Origin of the sequence: Streptomyces sp. NPDC001068, assembly GCF_042897315.1 — a bacterium.
Lineage (GTDB): Bacteria > Actinomycetota > Actinomycetes > Streptomycetales > Streptomycetaceae > Streptomyces.
This window is the reverse complement of the sequence record NZ_JBIAYD010000005.1, coordinates 23,560-40,490: the sequence shown is the minus strand read 5'-3', so window position 1 is coordinate 40,490 and position 16,931 is coordinate 23,560. Positions and strand designations below refer to the sequence as shown.

At 73.2% G+C, this 16,931-nt stretch carries 14 protein-coding genes; 7 read left to right on the top strand and 7 right to left on the bottom strand.

Annotation, left to right across the window (positions count from 1 at the left end):
• Positions 1 to 109 precede the first annotated feature (109 nt).
• Both ACFY3I_RS15300 and ACFY3I_RS15295 read left to right on the top strand, forming a co-directional pair.
• Positions 110 to 1,612, top strand: a complete 1,503-nt coding sequence (locus ACFY3I_RS15300) for a metallophosphoesterase family protein (RefSeq protein ID WP_390860936.1) — start codon at positions 110 to 112, stop codon at positions 1,610 to 1,612.
• 77 nt (positions 1,613 to 1,689) lie between these two features.
• Positions 1,690 to 2,724 carry an LLM class flavin-dependent oxidoreductase gene (locus tag ACFY3I_RS15295; protein ID WP_390860935.1) on the top strand — a complete coding sequence of 345 codons (1,035 nt, stop codon included), beginning with the start codon at positions 1,690 to 1,692 and terminating at the stop codon, positions 2,722 to 2,724.
• A gap of 1 nt (position 2,725) precedes the next feature.
• On the opposite strand, the gene ACFY3I_RS15290 is transcribed toward ACFY3I_RS15295, so the two are convergent.
• Positions 2,726 to 3,700, bottom strand: a complete 975-nt coding sequence (locus ACFY3I_RS15290) for a TauD/TfdA dioxygenase family protein (RefSeq protein ID WP_390860934.1) — start codon at positions 3,698 to 3,700, stop codon at positions 2,726 to 2,728.
• 382 nt (positions 3,701 to 4,082) lie between these two features.
• On the opposite strand from ACFY3I_RS15290, the gene ACFY3I_RS15285 reads away from it, so the two are divergent.
• Both ACFY3I_RS15285 and ACFY3I_RS15280 read left to right on the top strand, forming a co-directional pair.
• Positions 4,083 to 5,780: a stealth family protein gene (locus ACFY3I_RS15285; RefSeq protein WP_365294777.1), complete on the top strand. Its 1,698-nt coding sequence runs from the start codon at positions 4,083 to 4,085 to the stop codon at positions 5,778 to 5,780.
• 15 nt (positions 5,781 to 5,795) lie between these two features.
• On the top strand, positions 5,796 to 7,619 hold the full coding sequence (locus ACFY3I_RS15280; RefSeq protein WP_390860933.1) for a stealth conserved region 3 domain-containing protein: 1,824 nt from the start codon (positions 5,796 to 5,798) through the stop codon (positions 7,617 to 7,619).
• A gap of 46 nt (positions 7,620 to 7,665) precedes the next feature.
• On the opposite strand, the gene ACFY3I_RS15275 is transcribed toward ACFY3I_RS15280, so the two are convergent.
• Positions 7,666 to 8,541, bottom strand: a complete 876-nt coding sequence (locus ACFY3I_RS15275; RefSeq protein WP_390860932.1) for a helix-turn-helix domain-containing protein — start codon at positions 8,539 to 8,541, stop codon at positions 7,666 to 7,668.
• Positions 8,542 to 8,697: 156 nt separating this feature from the next.
• On the opposite strand from ACFY3I_RS15275, the gene ACFY3I_RS15270 reads away from it, so the two are divergent.
• Positions 8,698 to 9,573, top strand: a complete 876-nt coding sequence (locus ACFY3I_RS15270) for an oxidoreductase (protein WP_390860931.1) — start codon at positions 8,698 to 8,700, stop codon at positions 9,571 to 9,573.
• 47 nt (positions 9,574 to 9,620) lie between these two features.
• Here the strand turns inward: ACFY3I_RS15270 and ACFY3I_RS15265 are convergent, their stop codons facing one another.
• The 4 genes from ACFY3I_RS15265 to ACFY3I_RS15250 form a co-directional block, all read right to left on the bottom strand.
• Positions 9,621 to 11,978 carry a SpoIIE family protein phosphatase gene (locus ACFY3I_RS15265; protein ID WP_390860930.1) on the bottom strand — a complete coding sequence of 786 codons (2,358 nt, stop codon included), beginning with the start codon at positions 11,976 to 11,978 and terminating at the stop codon, positions 9,621 to 9,623.
• A 54-nt stretch (positions 11,979 to 12,032) separates the two neighbouring features.
• Positions 12,033 to 12,500 carry a peroxiredoxin gene (locus ACFY3I_RS15260; RefSeq protein ID WP_390860929.1) on the bottom strand — a complete coding sequence of 156 codons (468 nt, stop codon included), beginning with the start codon at positions 12,498 to 12,500 and terminating at the stop codon, positions 12,033 to 12,035.
• A complete protein-coding gene (locus tag ACFY3I_RS15255) occupies positions 12,501 to 12,890 on the bottom strand; it encodes a hypothetical protein (RefSeq protein WP_390860928.1) in 390 nt (129 codons plus the stop codon).
• Positions 12,891 to 12,974: 84 nt separating this feature from the next.
• Complete coding sequence (locus tag ACFY3I_RS15250; protein WP_390860927.1) at positions 12,975 to 13,496, bottom strand: MarR family winged helix-turn-helix transcriptional regulator; 522 nt, start codon at positions 13,494 to 13,496, stop codon at positions 12,975 to 12,977.
• A gap of 372 nt (positions 13,497 to 13,868) precedes the next feature.
• Between ACFY3I_RS15250 and ACFY3I_RS15245 the strand changes: the two genes are divergently transcribed.
• Both ACFY3I_RS15245 and ACFY3I_RS15240 read left to right on the top strand, forming a co-directional pair.
• Complete coding sequence (locus ACFY3I_RS15245; RefSeq protein ID WP_390860926.1) at positions 13,869 to 14,276, top strand: SH3 domain-containing protein; 408 nt, start codon at positions 13,869 to 13,871, stop codon at positions 14,274 to 14,276.
• A 193-nt stretch (positions 14,277 to 14,469) separates the two neighbouring features.
• On the top strand, positions 14,470 to 15,246 hold the full coding sequence (locus ACFY3I_RS15240) for a DUF2690 domain-containing protein (protein WP_390860925.1): 777 nt from the start codon (positions 14,470 to 14,472) through the stop codon (positions 15,244 to 15,246).
• Positions 15,247 to 15,321: 75 nt separating this feature from the next.
• Here ACFY3I_RS15240 and ACFY3I_RS15235 read toward each other — a convergent pair whose 3' ends face one another.
• Positions 15,322 to 16,647, bottom strand: a complete 1,326-nt coding sequence (locus tag ACFY3I_RS15235) for an MFS transporter (protein WP_390860924.1) — start codon at positions 16,645 to 16,647, stop codon at positions 15,322 to 15,324.
• Positions 16,648 to 16,931: the final 284 nt, after the last annotated feature.

Genomic DNA, 16,931 nt, shown 5'->3' with positions numbered 1-16,931 from the left:
CGCGAGGGCCCGTACGGTGCCCCTTCGAACCCCTGTGAGTGGTGAGTCGCGGCCGAGGACGCCAACCCCTGCCCGGCGCTCCGTCGTTGATCGTTGCTACGGTGCCCGCGTGTCTGACTCCTCACGCGAGACCGCAGAAGGCGCCGGCTGGGGCGGGGCCGAACGCGGCGCCTACCGCCGACTGATGCCCGGCCATGTCGAGAAGCTGTTCTGGTTCGACCCCAGGACGATGTGGGCCGCCCGCAACGGCGTTCTGGCGTCCTGGTTCGGCGATCCGACCGGCCGGACCCGCGGCCGCTGGGTGGCACAGCGGGCGGCCGCGGGGGCCCCGGCCGACAAGGTGATCCGGCGGGAGACGGCCGACGCGTTCTCGTTCATGGTGATCGGCGACACCGGAGAGGGCGACGACTCCCAGTACGCGGTCGTGCCAGGCTTCCTGAAGGAGAGTCAGGGCACCGACTTCGCCGTGATCACGAGCGACGTCATCTACCCGGTCGGCGCCGCCGACGACTACGGCACCAAGTTCTTCCGCCCGTACCAGGACTATCCCGCGCCGATCTACGCGATACCCGGCAACCACGACTGGTACGAGGATCTCGGCGCGTTCATGCGGGTCTTCTGCGACGACGCCCCGCCGCTGCCGCCCGGGCCGAGGCCGCGGCCGCTCTCCCGCGCGTGGTGGCGCACCCTGCTGTGGCACCGGCCGAGCCACACGGACGAGCAACTCCTCGCGCAGGCCCGGACGTTGCGGTCGGCGCCGGAGCAGCGGGCCGTGCAGCCCGGCCCCTACTGGGCCATGGACGCCGGCCCGGTCCGGATCGTCGGCATCGACACCGGCCTGCTCGGCACCCTCGACGCCGAACAGGGCGCCTGGCTGCGGGAGGTGTCTCAGGGGCCGCGCCCGAAGATCCTGGTCACCGGGTCCCCGCTGTACGTGGACGGCGAGCACCACCCGTGCCCCATCGACGGCGGCGGCACGGTCGACGACATCGTCCGCGACCCGGCCCACCACTACGTGGCGGCGATCGGCGGCGACATCCACAACTACCAGCGCTACCCGGTCGACGTGCACGGCCGCACCATCCAGTACGTGGTCGCGGGCGGCGGCGGTGCCTTCATGCACGCCACCCACACCATCCCCCGGGTCTCCGTCGCCGACGTCACCGAGGACGACTTCCGCTGCTACCCGCTGCGCGGCGACTCCCTGGCCTTCTACAGCCGGCTCTACGGCCGCCGGCTGCGCATGCCCCGGTTCTTCACGCTGACCGCGGCGGAGGCGACGGCCGTGATCGCCGAACGCCTCGGCATCAGGCCCAGCCGCGAGCCCGGCGCCGGCACACGGGTCACCCGCCGGACCCGGCTGGTCGCGAGCCTGCTCGGCGCCGGCGGCCGCCCGGACCGCACCTCGCGCTTCCGGCTGCCGGTGAAGAAGATCTACACGCAGCTGTTCTCCCCGGGCTCGGCCACCTACAGCCCGCCCTTCTTCAAGTGCTTCCTGCGCCTGGACGTGACCGCTCAGGCGGTGCGGCTGCGCTGTTTCGCGGCGACCGGGAACCGGCCGCAGGAACTGGATCCGCCGGTCGAGGACGAGATCACCATCCCGCTGACCTGATCCGGAACCGATCACACTCCCGCAACATTCCGGTGCGACAATCGGGGCAGAACTGACGTACGACCGCTGGAGGACCCGTGCCGTCCACCCCCCGCCCGCTGCGCAGACTGGGCTTCCTCACCATCGGCCTGTTCGACGGCGCGGATCCGGGCAAGGGACACGAGTCCACGCTGGAGATCATCGAGCTGGGCGAGCGGCTCGGCTTCGACAGCGCCTGGGTGCGCCACCGGCACCTCCAGTACGGCATCTCCTCCCCGGTGGCCGTCCTCGCGGCGGCCTCGCAGCGCACCAGCCGCATCGAGCTGGGCACCGCCGTGATCCCGCTGGGCTGGGAGAACCCGCTGCGGCTCGCCGAGGACCTGGCGACCGTCGACGTACTGTCCGGCGGCCGCCTCAACCCGGGCGTGAGCGTGGGCCCGCCCATGCACTACGAGCAGGTCAAGGAGGCCCTCTACCCGGACACCGCGGACGCCGAGGACTTCAGCTACGAGCGCGTGCGGCGGCTGCTGGACCTGGTACGGGGCAAGCCCGCCACCGACTTCAGCGGCGTCGAGGGCTTCGAGGTGTTCGCGGACGTCGTCCAGCCGCACTCCCCGGGCCTCGGCCGGCGGCTCTGGTACGGCGGCGGCAGTCTCGGCTCGGCGCGCTGGGCGGGCGAGCACGGCATGAACTTCCTGACCAGCAGTGTCGTACGGGCCGGCGACCCGCGGGACACGTACGACTTCGCGGAGATCCAGCAGTCCCACATCCGCGAGTTCCGCGCCCACCACCCCGACGGCGAGGCGGCCCGGGTCTCCCAGGGCCTGGTCGTCATCCCCACCGACTCCGCCACGCCCGAACAGCGCGCCAGGTACGAGGCGTACGCGGCCCAGCGGCTGCCCCGCACCACGAGCCCGCAGGGGCCGGCACGGCTGCTGTTCGCGCCGGACCTGGTGGGCACCTCCGCCGAGCTGGCCGAGCGGCTGCACGCGCACGCCGGGTTCCGGGAGGTCGACGAGGTGGCCTTCGCGCTGCCGTTCACGTTCGGGCACGAGGACTACGTGCAGATCCTCACGGACATGGCCACCAGCCTCGGTCCCGCGCTCGGCTGGCGGCCGGGAACCGCCGCCTGAGTCACCAGCGGCCCGCCTCCGTGCCGGTCACCGGCTCCGACGGCCTGCCGTCCACCCCGACCGGCACCTCGCCGTGCAGCATCACCCGGTGCATGACCCGCGGGAAGTCCAGGTGGGCGTTGTCGCTCGGCGCCAGATGGATGGTGGCCCGGTTGTCCCAGAAGGCGACGCTGCCGGGCTCCCAGCGGAAGCGGACCGTGTACTCGGGCCGTACCGCCTGTTCGAGCAGCATCTCCAGGAGCGCGGCGCTCTCCGGCCGGGAGACGCCGCTGATCTGCTCGACGTAGTAGCCGTTGACGTACAGCACCCGCTCGCCGGTCTCCGGGTGGACGCGCACCAGCGGGTGCTCCGAGGCGACCTGGTGGTCGAGGAGATGACGGAGGTAGGAGTCGTCGCCTGACCGTGCCTGGTAGCCGACGCCCAGGCGGTGTTCGGCGCGCAGTCCGTCGACGAAGGCGCGCACCGGCGCGGAGAGCCCCTCGTAGGCGGCGGCGAGGTTGGCCCAGGTGGTGTCGCCGCCGTACGGCGGGACGGTCTCGGCGCGCAGGATGGTCGCGGCGGGCGGGTCGACGCGCGCGCCGTGGTCGCAGTGCCAGCCGCGCAGCAGGGTGTGCCGGCGCCGCCGGAGCCACTCCTCCTGTTCCATGCCGAAGCGGCCGCCCAGCTCCAGTCGGTCGGCGGTGGTCTCCACCTCGGGGAAGCCGGCGGGTGACGCGCCGCCCCGCCGTCGCAGCACGACCGGCTCGCCGAACCGCCGGGCGAAGGCGACATGGCCGGCGTGGTCGAGCCGCTGGTCGCGGAAGAAGACCACCTTCCAGCGCAGCACCGCCTCCCGGATCAGCGCGACCACCGTGTCGTCGAGGTCCCCGCCGAGGTCGACGCCCGTGATCTCGGCCCCGATGTGCCCGGCGGCCGGTCTCACCTCGGCCCCCGTGACGTGCTCCGCCCGCTCCGCCGTGCCCCTGTCCGTCGTCATGCGTGCTCCGATGCTCGCCGGTACCGCTCTCCCCAAGATCGTGACAGCCCGGGGCGCGCGGCGACAGACGCCACCTTCACCGGAGGCGCCGGCCGGCGTCGGGCGCGGTGTGCGGACCTCGGATTTCGGCGGTGGACGGGTGGGGGGCCGCGCCCGGACGGTGGTCGGCGCGCCCGGCCGCCGCATCCGGTCATCCGCGGCGCCGCGGGTCCCCCGCCCTGACATCGCGGTCCGGATCCTGTAGCACACGCATGTAAGCGCAGGTCATGTGCAAGATCAGGTTTTCCTTAATTCTCCGCGAAAACTTCTACAACCATTCACCCTAGGTGTCTGTCTGGTTAACACCAGGGTGTACAGAGGTTTACTCAGAGGAGCTCAGAAGGTGACCGTACGTTCCTTTGCCCGGCGGGTGCGACCGCGAGTCGAGCGGAAGGCCGCCGAGAAGGTGTGGCAGCTGCGTACCCTGCGCCGCCGCCGCAGGGCAGCGGTCACCGACCCGGTGCTCCGCCCGGTCGCGGTGCGCGGCCAGCAGCTCTACGGACGGGTCGTGACCCGGTTCACCGCCGCCGAGGCCGCCGCCGCCAACCTCGGTCTGGTCCTCGCGGCGCTGGAACAGGAGGGCATCCCCCACTTCCTGGTGCCGGCCTCGCGCACCCGGCACGTCGTCGGCGTGAACGCCCTCGACCGGGAGCGGTTCCTCACCGCCCTGGAGAGCCTCAACGCGGGCAAGGCGGTCTTCATCGGCAGACCACTGCCCGGCGGCAAGCTCAAGCACCCCGCCCTGTTCATGGACGGTGTCCTGCCGGCCGCGCTGCGCACGGCCCCGGTCCTGCGCGTCGGGGAGAACCACCTGGGCCCCGCGGGACAGCTGCTCGCCGGCCCGGAGCTCGCCTGCGACGTCGAGTTCTGGGAGGACGGGGCGGCGCTCCTCGCCTCCGCCGACGGCCCCCGGCGCCTGGCCGGAGTCCAGCCGCAGGCGTCCGAGGACGTCTTCGCGGAGTCCCTGGTCGCGCCGCGGAACAACGGCATCACCGACGTCCTGCCTGCGTCCGAGCAGACGCCGTCCGTGGTGCGGGTCGGCGAACGGGAGCTGCCGAGCTTCGACGCGCTCACCCGGCCCACCGTGAACGACGTGACCTTCCCGGTCGACGTCGTCTACACCTGGGTGGACGGCGAGGAGCCCCGGATGCGCGCCAAGCGCGCCCGGTACCAGGAGCGCGGCACCGCCGAGATCCTGGACAAGGAGACCAACGCCTCCCGCTACACCAGCCACGACGAGCTGAAGTACTCCCTGCGCTCGCTCGCCATGTACGCCGACTTCGTCCGCCACATCTACCTCGTGACCGACGGCCAGAAGCCGCACTGGCTCGACGACAGCGTCCCGGGGATCACGGTCGTCGACCACCGCGACATCTTCCCCGCGGACGTCCTGCCGGTGTTCAACTCGCACGCCATCGAGACCCGGCTGCACCACATCCCGGGCCTGTCGGACCACTACCTCTACTTCAACGACGACGTGTTCGTGGGCCGCCGGGTCACCGCGGAGCACTTCTTCCACGGCAGCGGACTGATGAAGATCCCGGTGTCCCCGCTCAAGATCGGCGTCGGCAAGCCGCACGCCGAGGAGACGGCCACCAACTCCGCCAGCAAGAACGTCCGACGGCTGCTGCTGGAGCGGTTCGGGCGGATGACCACGAACAACTTCATGCACACTCCGCTGCCGCAGCGACGGGAGACGCTGCGGACCCTGGAGGAGCTCTTCCCGGACGACATCCGCCGCACCACGGCGTCCCGCTTCCGGTCCCCCGAGGACATCGCCGTGACCGCCCCGCTGCTCTACCAGTACGCGCTGATGACCGGCCACGGCGTGCCGAGCCGGTTCGGATACCGCTACGTCAACATCAGCCGTCCGGACGCCGGGGCCCGCCTGGCCGATCTCCGCCGCACCCGGCGTTTCGACTTCTTCTGCCTCAACGACGTCGACGTCCCGCCCGAGGAGCGGGAACAGGTCGGCTCCCGGATGAACGAGTTCCTGGAGGACTACTTCCCCTTCCCCAGCCCCTTCGAGAAGCAGAACTGACGGGGGACCGGGGGCATGGACATCCGTCACCTCCGCACGGCGCCCGCGGGACTGCGCGCCGCCGGGAGGCTGCTGGCACACCTGTGGACCTGGGTCTCGGCCAGGCTCAGGGCACTGCGCGCGGCCCGGGCCAGGCGACGCCTGCGGGCCGCCGACCCCGGCGCGCGGGCGATCGCCCTCGGGCCGGCCCGGCTGTACGGCCGTACGGTCGCCGCGTACACCGTCTCGGACGCCGTCGAAGCCGATCTCGAACGCGTCCGCACCCTCCTGGAGGGCCTGCACGTCCCGTACTTCCTGGTGCCCACCGACCACGGGCACGGCGCCCCGCGCAGTGCGGTGGGCGTCGAGGAGCGGTACCGCGACGCCGTCCTCGCCGGCGCCGCCCGGCGACTCGCGGGCACCTGCGGGTACGTCGGCGCCGTCGGGGCGGACGGCACCGTGTCGGCCACGGTGCTGTGGGCCGACGGCAGGCTGCCGCGGGCCCTGCGGCGGGCCCCGGTGCTCCGTACCGGTGTGCTGCGCCTCGGCCCGCAGGCGCAGGTGCTCAGCGGCCTCGAAACGGGGTGCGACATCGAGTTCTGGCGGCTCGGCCGGGACTTCGGCGCCGTCCCGGACAGGGCGGCGGGCACCGCTCCCGGTACGGCGGCGGGCACCGATCCCGCCTGGCTCACCGTGCCCGGCAGCCGGCTGCCGGACGTCTTCGGTCCGGCGCTGGTCGCCCCGCGCCGCAACCCCGTGACGGAGGTGCTGCCGGTGGCCGCGCGGCAGCCGGCGGCGGGCCGCCGGCCGGCCGTCCCGACGTTCGCCCCGTTCTCCGAGCCGGGCATCGACGACGTCCTGTTCCCCGTCGACGCCGTGTACACCTGGGTCGACGGGGACGACCCGGCGATGACCGAGAAGCGCCGCGCCCACCAGGATCTCTGCGACAACGCCATCGCGCCGCGCGAGACGGGCGCCTCCCGGTACACCAGCCACGACGAACTGCGGTACGCGCTGCGCTCCCTGGAGATGTACGCCGGGTTCGTGCGGCGCGTCCATCTCGTGACCGACTCCCAGATCCCCGACTGGCTGGACCCGGACGCGCAGGGCCTGACGGTGGTCGACCACCGGGACATCCTCCCGGCCGACGCGCTGCCCGTCTTCAACTCGCACGCCATAGAAAGCGCCCTGCACCGCATCCCCGGGCTTTCGGAGCACTACCTCTACTTCAACGACGACGTCTTCATCAACCGCCCGGTCGGACCAGGGCACTTCTTCCACGGCAACGGGATCGCCCGGATCCCGCTGTCCCCCCTGAAGCTCGGCGTCGGCGCCCCGCACCCCCTCGAACCGGCCCCGAACTCGGCAGGAAAGAACACCCGCGAGGTGATCAGGCGCTTCCACGGCAGGCACATCACCCACAAGTCACTGCACACCCCGCATCCCCAACTGCTGTCCGTGATGCGGGAGATGGAGAGCCTCGAAATCGAGGAGCTCGAACGGACCGCCTACTCGCGGTTCCGTTCCACCTCCGACGTGGCTCCCGCGTCCACGCTCCATCACCACTGGGCGATGGCGACCGGCCGGGCCGTCCCCGCCGACTACCGTTTCCGCTACGTCCAGCTGGGCACCCCGGACATGCGCCGCCGCCTGGCCCGGCTCGCGGCCGGCGAGGACGTCGACTTCTTCTGCCTCAACGACGTGGACACGCCCGCGGAGGCCAGAGCGGCCGCCCAGGCCGCGATCCACGCCTTCCTGGAACGCAGGTACCCGTTCCCGAGCCGCTTCGAGGCACCCTCGCACGGCGGGCCGGCCGACCGGACCCGTCACCGGCCCCGGACCGTCACGAAGGCCCGCTAGTGCTGCGACCGGGAAGGTCTGCCGGTGAACCTTGCCGGTCGCAGCACTAGTCCTCCCGCTCCTCGGCAGCCGTCCGCTGCGCACCGGTCGCGGACAGGCTGCCGAGGATGTCGAGCAGTTCGGCGCTGCGGCTGCCGGGCTCCGCGTGGCAGACCACCAGGGTGAGGCCGTCGGTGGCGTCCATGGACAGTTTGTCGGAGCGCAGTTCGAGGTCTCCGACCAGCGGATGGGTCAGGTGGTTCGTCCGGCCGCGCCGGGGCCGCACCTCGTGCCGGGCCCACAGGGTGCGGAACCTCTCGCTGCGCAGTGACAGGTCGCCGACCAGGTCCCGCAGCCTCGGGTCGTCGCTGTCGGGGCCGGCGTAGGCGCGCAGCGCGGCCACCCCCTCCTCGGTGAGGTCCTCCCAGTCGCGGCGCAGTTCCCGCTCCGCCGGGTCGAGGAAGACGGCCCGCATCAGGTTGACCCCGGGGGCGTAGTTCGGGGAAAGAGCCGCGCACAGCGCGTTCACGGCCAGGATGTCGGTGTAGCGGTTCTGGACATAGGCGGGGTTGCGGGGCCAGCCGCTGATCAGCTGGAGGATGCTCGCGGGCACCTGCTCGGGCTCGTGCGGGACCCGGTCGCGCCGCGCGTGCCGTACCTCGGCGGGGCGGTCCTGGGTCAGGGCGAGGAGGTACCTGGTGGCGTCCCGGTCCAGGCCGAGCACCCGGGCCAGGGCTTCCAGGACCTGGGTCGAGGGGTTGCGGTCGCGGCCCTGCTCCAGCCGCAGGTAGTAGTCCGAGCTGATGCCGGCGAGCAGCGCGACCTCCTCGCGGCGCAGCCCAGGCACCCGGCGCAGACCACCGCCGGGCAGCCCCACGTCCTCGGGCCGCACCAGCGCCCGGCGGGCCCGCAGGAACTCACCGAGCGCGTTCGAACCGTCCACACCCCCAGCCTACGGTCCGGCCCCGGCCCGTTCCTGGTCCCGTCACTCCCAGGAACACGGGGGCCCAGACACTTCCCGTCCGGTCGCCGCACAGTGGACACCGAGGAGGAGACACCGGGCGGACCGGTGTCCCCGGGACTTTCCGAGAGGTACGACATGACCGCAGAGCTCGCCGGGACCCTGACCCCGGCGGACGGCCTGACCCTGACCCGCGTCGGCTACGGCGCCATGCAGCTGGCCGGCCCGCACGTCTTCGGCCCGCCGAGGGACCGCGCGCGGGCCGTCGCCGTGCTGCGCGCCGCGGTGGACGCGGGCATCACCCACATCGACACCGCCGACTTCTACGGCCCGGTGGTCGTCAACGAACTCATCAGGCAGGCCCTCCACCCCTATCCGGCGGATCTGCACATCGTCACCAAGGTGGGCGCCCGGCGCGACGCCGGGGGCGACTGGGTCATGATGCGGCACCCCGAGGACCTGAAGGCACAGGTGTACGACAACCTGCGGAACCTGGGCGTGGACGCCCTGGACGTGGTCAATCTGCGGCTGGGCACCGCCGAGGCACCGAACGAGGACCCGGTCGCCGACCAGTTCGGGGCGCTGGCCGAGCTGCGCGAGGCGGGGCTGATCCGGCACCTCGGGCTCAGCTGCGTGACGCCGGGGCAGCTGGCCGAGGCGCAGGCGATCGCCCCCGTGGTCACCGTGCAGAACCTGTACAACCTGGCCGACCGCCGGGACGACACACTGGTGGAGCGGACCGCGGCCCAGGGCATCGCCTTCGTGCCGTACTTCCCGCTGGGCGGCTTCAGCCCGTTCCAGTCGGAGGCGCTGGCGAAGGTGGCGGAGCGGCTCGGTGCCTCGGCGCAGCAGGTGGCACTGGCCTGGCTGCTCCAGCGGTCCCCGAACATCGCGCTGATCCCGGGCACCTCCTCGCCGGAGCACCTGCGGGAGAACATCGCCGCCGCCTCCCTGGTGCTGCCGGCGGACGCGGTCGCCGAACTGGACGGGATCGGGAAGCACGCGGTGGACTGACCCGACGCGCGCCGGGTGGCCGGGCCGTCGCGCGCTCGTGGTGCCCTTCAGGCCTCGGCGACCGGCAACGGCCCTTCGGGCAGCGGCTGTTCGGCCCAGATGGTCTTGCCGTCACCGGTCTGGCGGCTGCCCCAGCGCTGGGTGAGCTGGGCGACCAGGAGGAGACCGCGGCCGCCCTCGTCGAAGGCGTGCGCGCGCCGCAGGTGCGGTGAGGTGGAACTGCCGTCGGACACCTCGCAGATGAGGGCGCGGTCGCGGATCAGGCGCAGTCTGACGGGTGGTTCGCCGTACCGGATGGCGTTGGTGACGAGTTCGCTGACGACGAGTTCGGTGACGAAGGCGGCCTCGTCCAGGCCCCAGGCGGTGAGGCGTTCGGTGGCCTCCTGCCGGAAGCGCGCGACCTCGGCGGGGTCGGGCGGCACGTCCCAGGTGGCGACCCGGTCGGCGCCGAGCGCGCGGGTGCGGACCAGCAGCAGGGCGACGTCGTCGGCGGGCTGTTCCGGCAGGACCGCCCTGAGCACGTTGTCGCCGAGGTCGTCCAGCGAGTCGGCGGGTTCGCTCAGCGCCCGGCACATCTCCTCGGTGGTGCGGTCCACGTCCCGCGCCCGGTCCTCGATCAGGCCGTCCGTGTAGAGGGCGACGACCGCGCCCTCGGGCAGGTCGAGCTCCGCCGCCTCGAAGGGCAGACCGCCGACGCCGAGCGGCGGTCCCGCGGTCATCGGGATCAGTTCGGCCCGGCCGCCGGGCAGCACCACGGCGGGCGCCGGATGACCGGCGGCGGCGAGGGCCAGGTGCCGGGAGACGGGGTCGTAGACGGCGTACAGGCAGGTGGCGCCCAGTTCGGCGACCTCCTCGCCGCTGCCGTCCCTGGCCAGGTGGGTGACCAGGTCGTCGAGGTGGGTGAGGAGTTCGTCGGGCGGCAGGTCGACGTCCGCGAGGGTGCGCACGGCCGTGCGGAGCCGGCCCATGGTCGCGGAGGACCTGATGCCGTGGCCGACGACGTCGCCGACGACCAGGCCGACCCGGCTGCCGGAGAGCGGGATCACGTCGAACCAGTCGCCGCCGATGCCGGCCAGCGATCCGCAGGGCAGATAGCGGTGCACCACCTCGACGGCGGCCTGTCCCGGCAGGTCGCTGGGCAGCAGGCTGTGCTGGAGGGCGAGGGCCGTGGAACGCTCGCGGGCGAAGCGGCGGGCGTTGTCGATGCATACGGCCGCGCGGCTGCCGAGTTCCTCGGCGAACACGGTGTCGTCGACGGCGTAGTCGTCGGGGTGGCGCATGCGCACGCCGACGGCGACGCCCAGCAGCACGCCCCGGGCCGCCAGCGGTACGGCGATCATGGAGTGGACGCCCTGCCGGTACGTGCGTCCCCGGGGCGAACGGGCGTTGCGCTCCGCCACCCAGCGGCGCAGCTCCGGTTCGCCGGCCTGGCTGACCACCGCGCGTCCTTCCCGCAGCGCCCGGGCCGGCGGTGACCACGGCAGGTGCACTTCCGTCTCACCCAGACTCACCGCCGCTTCGGGGGTGCCCTCGTTGGCCGACCCGTGGGCGACGCGCCGCAGCACGATGTCCCCCCTCGGGAGGGTGGGCAGTTCCTCGGCGGAGAGCACCCAGTCGAGCAGGTCGACGCTGGCGAAGTCGGCGTAGCGCGGGACGATCAGCTCGACGACCTCCTCGGCGGTGCGCACCACGTCCAGGGTGGTGCCGATGGAGGTGGCGGCCTCGTTGAGCAGGTCGAGCCGGAGCCGGGCCAGGTACTGCTCGGTGCTGTCGAAGGCGGCGAGGGCCACGGCGGTCAGCTCGCCCCCGGGGTCGTGCAGGGGCCACATCTCGATGCTCCAGTGGTGCTCCCGGCTCAGGGCCGGGGCGCCGGTGAGGCTTTCGTAGCGGGTGGGGCGGCCGGTCTCGACGACCTGGCGGAGGTGGCGCAGGAAGCCATGGCTGCGCGGGACGTTCTCGACGGTGTCCAGGAGGAAACGGCCGCGCAGCTCATCCTCGGAGACCCCCATGGCCTGACAGACCTCGTCGTTGACGCGGAGGTAGCGCTGCCGGACGTCGAAGACCGACATGGGCATGGAGGCCTGCTGGAAGGCCTGTTCGGCCAGGGTGGGCGCGGCCGGCGGCGGGTCGGCGGTGACGACGTACCCGGTGACCTCGCCGTCGGGGCCGAGGACCGGGCACGCGGTCAGCGCGATCTCCGTCCGGTGGCCGTCGGCGTGACGCAGGGCGACGGTCCCGGAGCGGGCGGCGAGCACCGCCGCGGGGACCGTCTCGGCCAGCAGTCCGGCGGCGGGCCGGCCCACCACCTGCTCCGCCGGGCGCCCGGTGAGCAGCCGCGCACCCTCGCTCCACCCCGTCACCCTGCCCAGGGCGTCGACGATCGCCGCGGCCGCGACACGCTCCATACGCCCCAGGATGGGACCTGTGCCCCACCGCATCAAACGCGGGGCGGGCCCGTCTCAGCCCTGGTGGGCGCGGAGCGCGGCGAGCGCCCGGTCGGCGTGCGTGTTCATGCGCAGCTCGCTGCGGACCACCTCCAGGACGGTGCGATCCCGGCCGATGACGAAGGTGGCCCGTTTGGTGGGGACGAGCGCGATGCCGCGTTTGACACCGAACCGCTCGCGGACGGTGCCGTCGACGTCGGAGAGCAGCGGCATGCCGAGCGTGTGCTTCCCGGCGAACTCCTGCTGCCGCTCGACGCTGTCCCCGCTGATCCCGATCGGCCGGGCGCCCGCCGCGGCGAACTCGGCGGCGAGATCCCTGAAGTGGCAGGCCTCGGTGGTGCAGCCGGGCGACAGGGCGGCCGGGTAGAAGAAGAGGACCACCGGCCCGTCGGCGAGCAGTTCCGTGAGCGTGCGCGTCGTGCCGGTCTCGTCCGGCAGCGCGAAGTCCTCGACCGTGTCTCCGACCTGCACGGTTCCCGCCATCTATCGGCCCTCCTCGTCGCGGACGGCGTGGTGCGCGACACCGCGCGCCCACAGCACCAGGGGGATCTGGAGCGGCAGGCGGACCAGTGCCGCGCTCCTGAGGGGCTCGGGCCGCCGCCGCCAGTCGACGGCCATCTGCACGTTGGCGGGGAACACGCCGACGAAGAAGGCGGCCGCCGCCCGGGCCGCCGCCCTGCGGGTGAGCGGCAGGGCGATCCCGGCGGCCAGCGCCAGTTCCACCGCCCCGCTGCCGTACGTCCAGCTGCGGGGCGGGCCCGGCAGTGCCTTCGGGATCGTGGCGTCGAACGGCTTCGGTACTGCGAAGTGGGCCACTCCGGCGGTGGCCAGCAGCCCCGCCAGCAGCAGGGGTGAACGTTGGGACCGGGCCACGCCGCCTCCTCTGAAGACCTGGCGCCGCATATTACCGGGCGGTACCGGTCCGTTCGGCGCCGGGGCGTGCGTACCGCCGGCCCGTCACAGCGCGCGGCCGGCGGTCGCCGTGTCGCCGGGCTCGTCCTCGACGGAGTGGGCCAGGAAGTCGTCGACCATGCGGTGGAAGAGCGTGGCCAGCTGGTGCAGTTCCCCGGGCTCCCAGTCGCGGAGGGCCAGCTGCATCCCGCGTGCGCCGGCGTCCCGGACCCGGGCGACGGCCTCCCGTCCGGCGTCGGTGAGTTCGATCCGCTGGGCGCGGCGGTCGTCGGGGTCGGGGACCCGGGTGACGTGGCCCGAACGCTGGAGCTGCTGCACCGTGCGTGTCACGTGGGACGCCTCCACGCCGAGCCGGTGGGCGAGCTCCCCGGGGCGCAGCGGCTCGGAGTCGGCGACCTGGCGCAGGAGGGCCACCGCGGCCCGGTCCAGCGGGACTCCGGCGAGGGCCATCAGCCGCTCGTGCTGCCGGGCCCGGGTGCTCAGATAGGTGATGCGCGTCAGCGCGCGTTCGATCTCGACGACCTCCGGTGTGGCGGCGGGGGCGGCCGGCAGGGGTTCCGTGGACATACCGGCCAGTTTACGCATCTCATTGCGTAACTCAAGTAAATCGCCGCGGGCGCCATGGACGCTGCGGCACGACCGGAGCGGTTCGACACCACCGGCGTCCCGCCCCCCGCCCCCGCCCGTGCCACGGCACCGGGGACACCCCACCGGGATCCCGTGGGCGCGGCCGTCGGGACATGCCGGCCGGACCTTCACCGGTACGGGCAGGGCGATCGAACACCCCGGCGCCGACGACCGGCCGAACCGGGCCCCGTCCCCGGGGACGTCCCACACGTCCCGGGGCACGCGGGGACGACATGACGGCACCCGGCCGCGGCAATCCTCCGAATCGTGATCACGTTTCGTGGTCGAGAGCACGACAGCACGGAGGTTTCCATGTCCCGTCGGATCCTGAAGAGCGGCCTGCTGGCCACGGTCGCGGTCTTCGCGTTCCTCCCCACGGCCGGGGCCGCCACCGCGAGCGCCGCCACGGTCCCCGCGCCGCAGGGCGTCGTCCAGAACTTCGAGTACACCGTCCTGCCCGCCCCCGCGGCCCAGCGTCACCACTACTACCGCACCCTCGGCCGGGTGACCACGCGCCACGTCCGCCTCAACGTCCGCTCCGGCCCGAGCACCCGCTACCGCGTGGTCGGCCACCGGCACAGCAACCGGCTGGTCCCGGTGGCCTGCAAGTCGTACGGCGGTTCGGTGCGCGGCAACCACACCTGGTACCGGCTCCCGCACCGCAAGGGCTACATCTCCGCCCACTACGTCCGGGTCGGCCACGCGGTTCCGTGGTGCTGACGGTTCCGTCCCGCCGTACCGCCTGACCGCCGAAGGCCTGTTCGGGAACCGGTTCCCGAACAGGCCTTCGGCATGCACCCCCTGATTCACCGTCTTCACACCGGTTCTCCGATTGCGACCCCGGTATCCATGGGAAGCCATTCCGACAACAGGGGCGAAACGCCCATAGCGTAATGAAGTTGAGGCACGCACCATGCGGCACTCCGAAGGAGCGACCACCAGCCCACCCCACGAGTCGCCGGCGGCGAACCTGCGCGAGCTGAAGGAGCGTACGGGACTGAGCCTGGCGGCGCTGGCCGCCCGCACCCCGTACAGCAAGTCCGCCTGGCACCGCTATCTCAGCGGCGCCAAGCGACCGCCACGGCCGGCCGTGGAGGCCCTGGCCCGGCTCGCCGGCGTGGACCCGGCGGCCGTACTGGCACTGTGCGAGGCCACCGGGGAACAGCCGGCCACGGCGACCGCGCCGGGTACACCACGCCCACCACGGACTAGGCGGCTCTGGCGGCTGCCGCTGACGGCGGTCGCGCTGCTCGCCGTGGCGGGGGTGACGGCGGCCGCCGTGAGCGTGTCCGACCGGCGGGCCGCCCAGGGCGCGCAACCGGTGTCGGGGGCGCCGAGCTGTCACGGACGGGCCTGCCAGGGCGAGTTGCCCGACACCTCCGCGTGCTCCCGGGACGCGCAGACCAAGAGCCGGGTCACCGGCTCCGCCTACGACGTCCGGCTGCGCTACTCCCCCGCCTGCGGCACGGCCTGGTCGGAGGTACGGATGCACGCGCCGCACGCCCGCGAGGTCTCGGTCCGGGCCGGCCAGGACGTGCTCTCCGCGAGCTACCCCGCGGCGGACTCCGTCGGCTACACCAGCCCGATGCTCACCGTGCCGACGCCCCGGGGGGTGGAGGCGTGCGCCGACGTCGAGGGGAAGCTGGCGTGCACCGGGCTGGAGGCGGAGCCCGGCGACCTGGAGGAGTGAGGAGGGCGCCGCGCCCGTGGCGGGAGCGCGGCGCCGTGCCGTGCCGTGCCATGCCGTCGGCGTCGGCGTCGCGGGTCAGTGGGCGACCGCCAGGTCCTCCCGGTCGGCGTCCGGCCGCGGCTGCCGGGCGGAGCGCAGGGCGGCGGCGCCGATGAACACCGCGGAGGAGACCCCGGCCAGCGCGAAGGCGGTGAAGCCCCGGTCGCCGTCGCCCGCGGCGAGCAGCTGCCCGCCGAGCCAGGGACCGAAGACGGCGCCGAAGCGGCCCACGCCCGAGGTCCAGCCGACGGCGGTGGCCCGGTTGTCCGGGGTGGAGCGGATCGAGACGGTCGCGTAGATCATCGTCTGGGCGCTGTTGAGGAAGACGCCGGTGAGGAAGACGACCACCATGGTCACGCCGGTGGCCATGTGGACGCTCAGCAGGTAGACACCGGCGGCGGTCAGGGCGAACCAGACGGCGGAGATGCGCGGGGCCCCGAAGCGGTCTGCGGCCCGGCCGGCGGCCAGCATGCCCACGATGCCGCCGAGGTTGAAGACGACGACGAAGGTCAGTGCGCTGCCCAGTTCGTAGCCCTCGCCGCGCATCAGCGTGGGCAGCCAGGTGGCGACGCCGTAGACCAGCAGCAGGCCGCCGAAGGAGGCCGCCCAGTACAGCAGGGTCTGGATCCACTCGCCGCCGCGGAACAGGCCGAGCAGCGCGTCCCAGCGGTCGGCGGCGGTCTCCCTGCCGGTGGCGGCGGGCAGTTCGACGTCATGGCGCTCGGCCAGCGCGCGGGCCTCCTCGCCGCGGCCCTTGGCCACCAGGAAGCTCAGCGACTCCGGCAGGAACCTCAGCAGCACGGGCACGAACAGCAGCGGAAGCACGCAGACCCAGAAGGCGGCGCGCCAGCCGACCGGTTCGACAAGCCACTTGGCGACGTAGGCGGAGAGGATGCCGCCCGCGTGGTGGGCGGTCATCAGCAGGCCGATGGTGACCGCCACCCGGCCGCCCCCGGCGTAGTCCGAGACCATGCTGATCGCGGTCGGCAGCAGGCCGCCGAGTCCGACGCCGGCCAGGGTGCGGCCGAGGCCGAAGACGGCGACGCCGCCCGAGACCGCGCAGACGCCGGAGGCGAGCGAGAACAGCGTGACGCAGCCGACCACCAGCCGCCTGCGGCCGATCCGGTCGGCCACGGTGCCCGCGGTCAGGGCGCCCACCAGCATGCCGAAGGTGGCGTAGGAGCCGAGGTCGCCGGCCTGGTCGGCGGTGAGACCGAAGGTCCTGGTCTCCAGCAGGTGGGGCAGCACCGAGCCGTAGATGAACATGTCGAGGCCGTCGAAGAGCACGGCCAGCCAGCACAGGGCGACGACCAGCAGGGCCAGTCTGCGGCCGCGGGCGGACCGGGAGGGGGAGGAGGACATCGTCGTTTTCCTCTCGTCCAGGAGGCGTTCCCTGGAGGGGAAGCGGTGAAGGGGTCGACGCGGCTCGTGCGGCGGACCCGTGGTGCGTAGACGCTAGGGACCGGAAGCCAAATATGTCAACGTTTTTGTCAACAATCTTGTCGGGCAAGGGGCGGCGGACGGTGAGGGGGTGGGGGGGGGGCGGCGGCCCGGCGCCCCCCCCCCCGGGGGGGGGGCGGGGGTGGGGTCCCGCCCCCCCCCCCGGGCGTGGGGCGCCCCCCGGGGCGGCACGGCCAACCCCGGCC

Coding starts and splice junctions, on each gene's coding strand:
- ACFY3I_RS15260 (WP_390860929.1), bottom strand. CDS start 12,500: ATGGCGGGAACCGTGCAGGTCGGAGACACGGTCGAGGACTTCGCGCTG.
- ACFY3I_RS15235 (WP_390860924.1), bottom strand. CDS start 16,647: ATGTCCTCCTCCCCCTCCCGGTCCGCCCGCGGCCGCAGACTGGCCCTG.
- ACFY3I_RS15245 (WP_390860926.1), top strand. CDS start 13,869: ATGTCCCGTCGGATCCTGAAGAGCGGCCTGCTGGCCACGGTCGCGGTC.
- ACFY3I_RS15240 (WP_390860925.1), top strand. CDS start 14,470: ATGCGGCACTCCGAAGGAGCGACCACCAGCCCACCCCACGAGTCGCCG.
- ACFY3I_RS15270 (WP_390860931.1), top strand. CDS start 8,698: ATGACCGCAGAGCTCGCCGGGACCCTGACCCCGGCGGACGGCCTGACC.
- ACFY3I_RS15280 (WP_390860933.1), top strand. CDS start 5,796: ATGGACATCCGTCACCTCCGCACGGCGCCCGCGGGACTGCGCGCCGCC.
- ACFY3I_RS15265 (WP_390860930.1), bottom strand. CDS start 11,978: ATGGAGCGTGTCGCGGCCGCGGCGATCGTCGACGCCCTGGGCAGGGTG.
- ACFY3I_RS15290 (WP_390860934.1), bottom strand. CDS start 3,700: ATGACGACGGACAGGGGCACGGCGGAGCGGGCGGAGCACGTCACGGGG.
- ACFY3I_RS15250 (WP_390860927.1), bottom strand. CDS start 13,496: ATGTCCACGGAACCCCTGCCGGCCGCCCCCGCCGCCACACCGGAGGTC.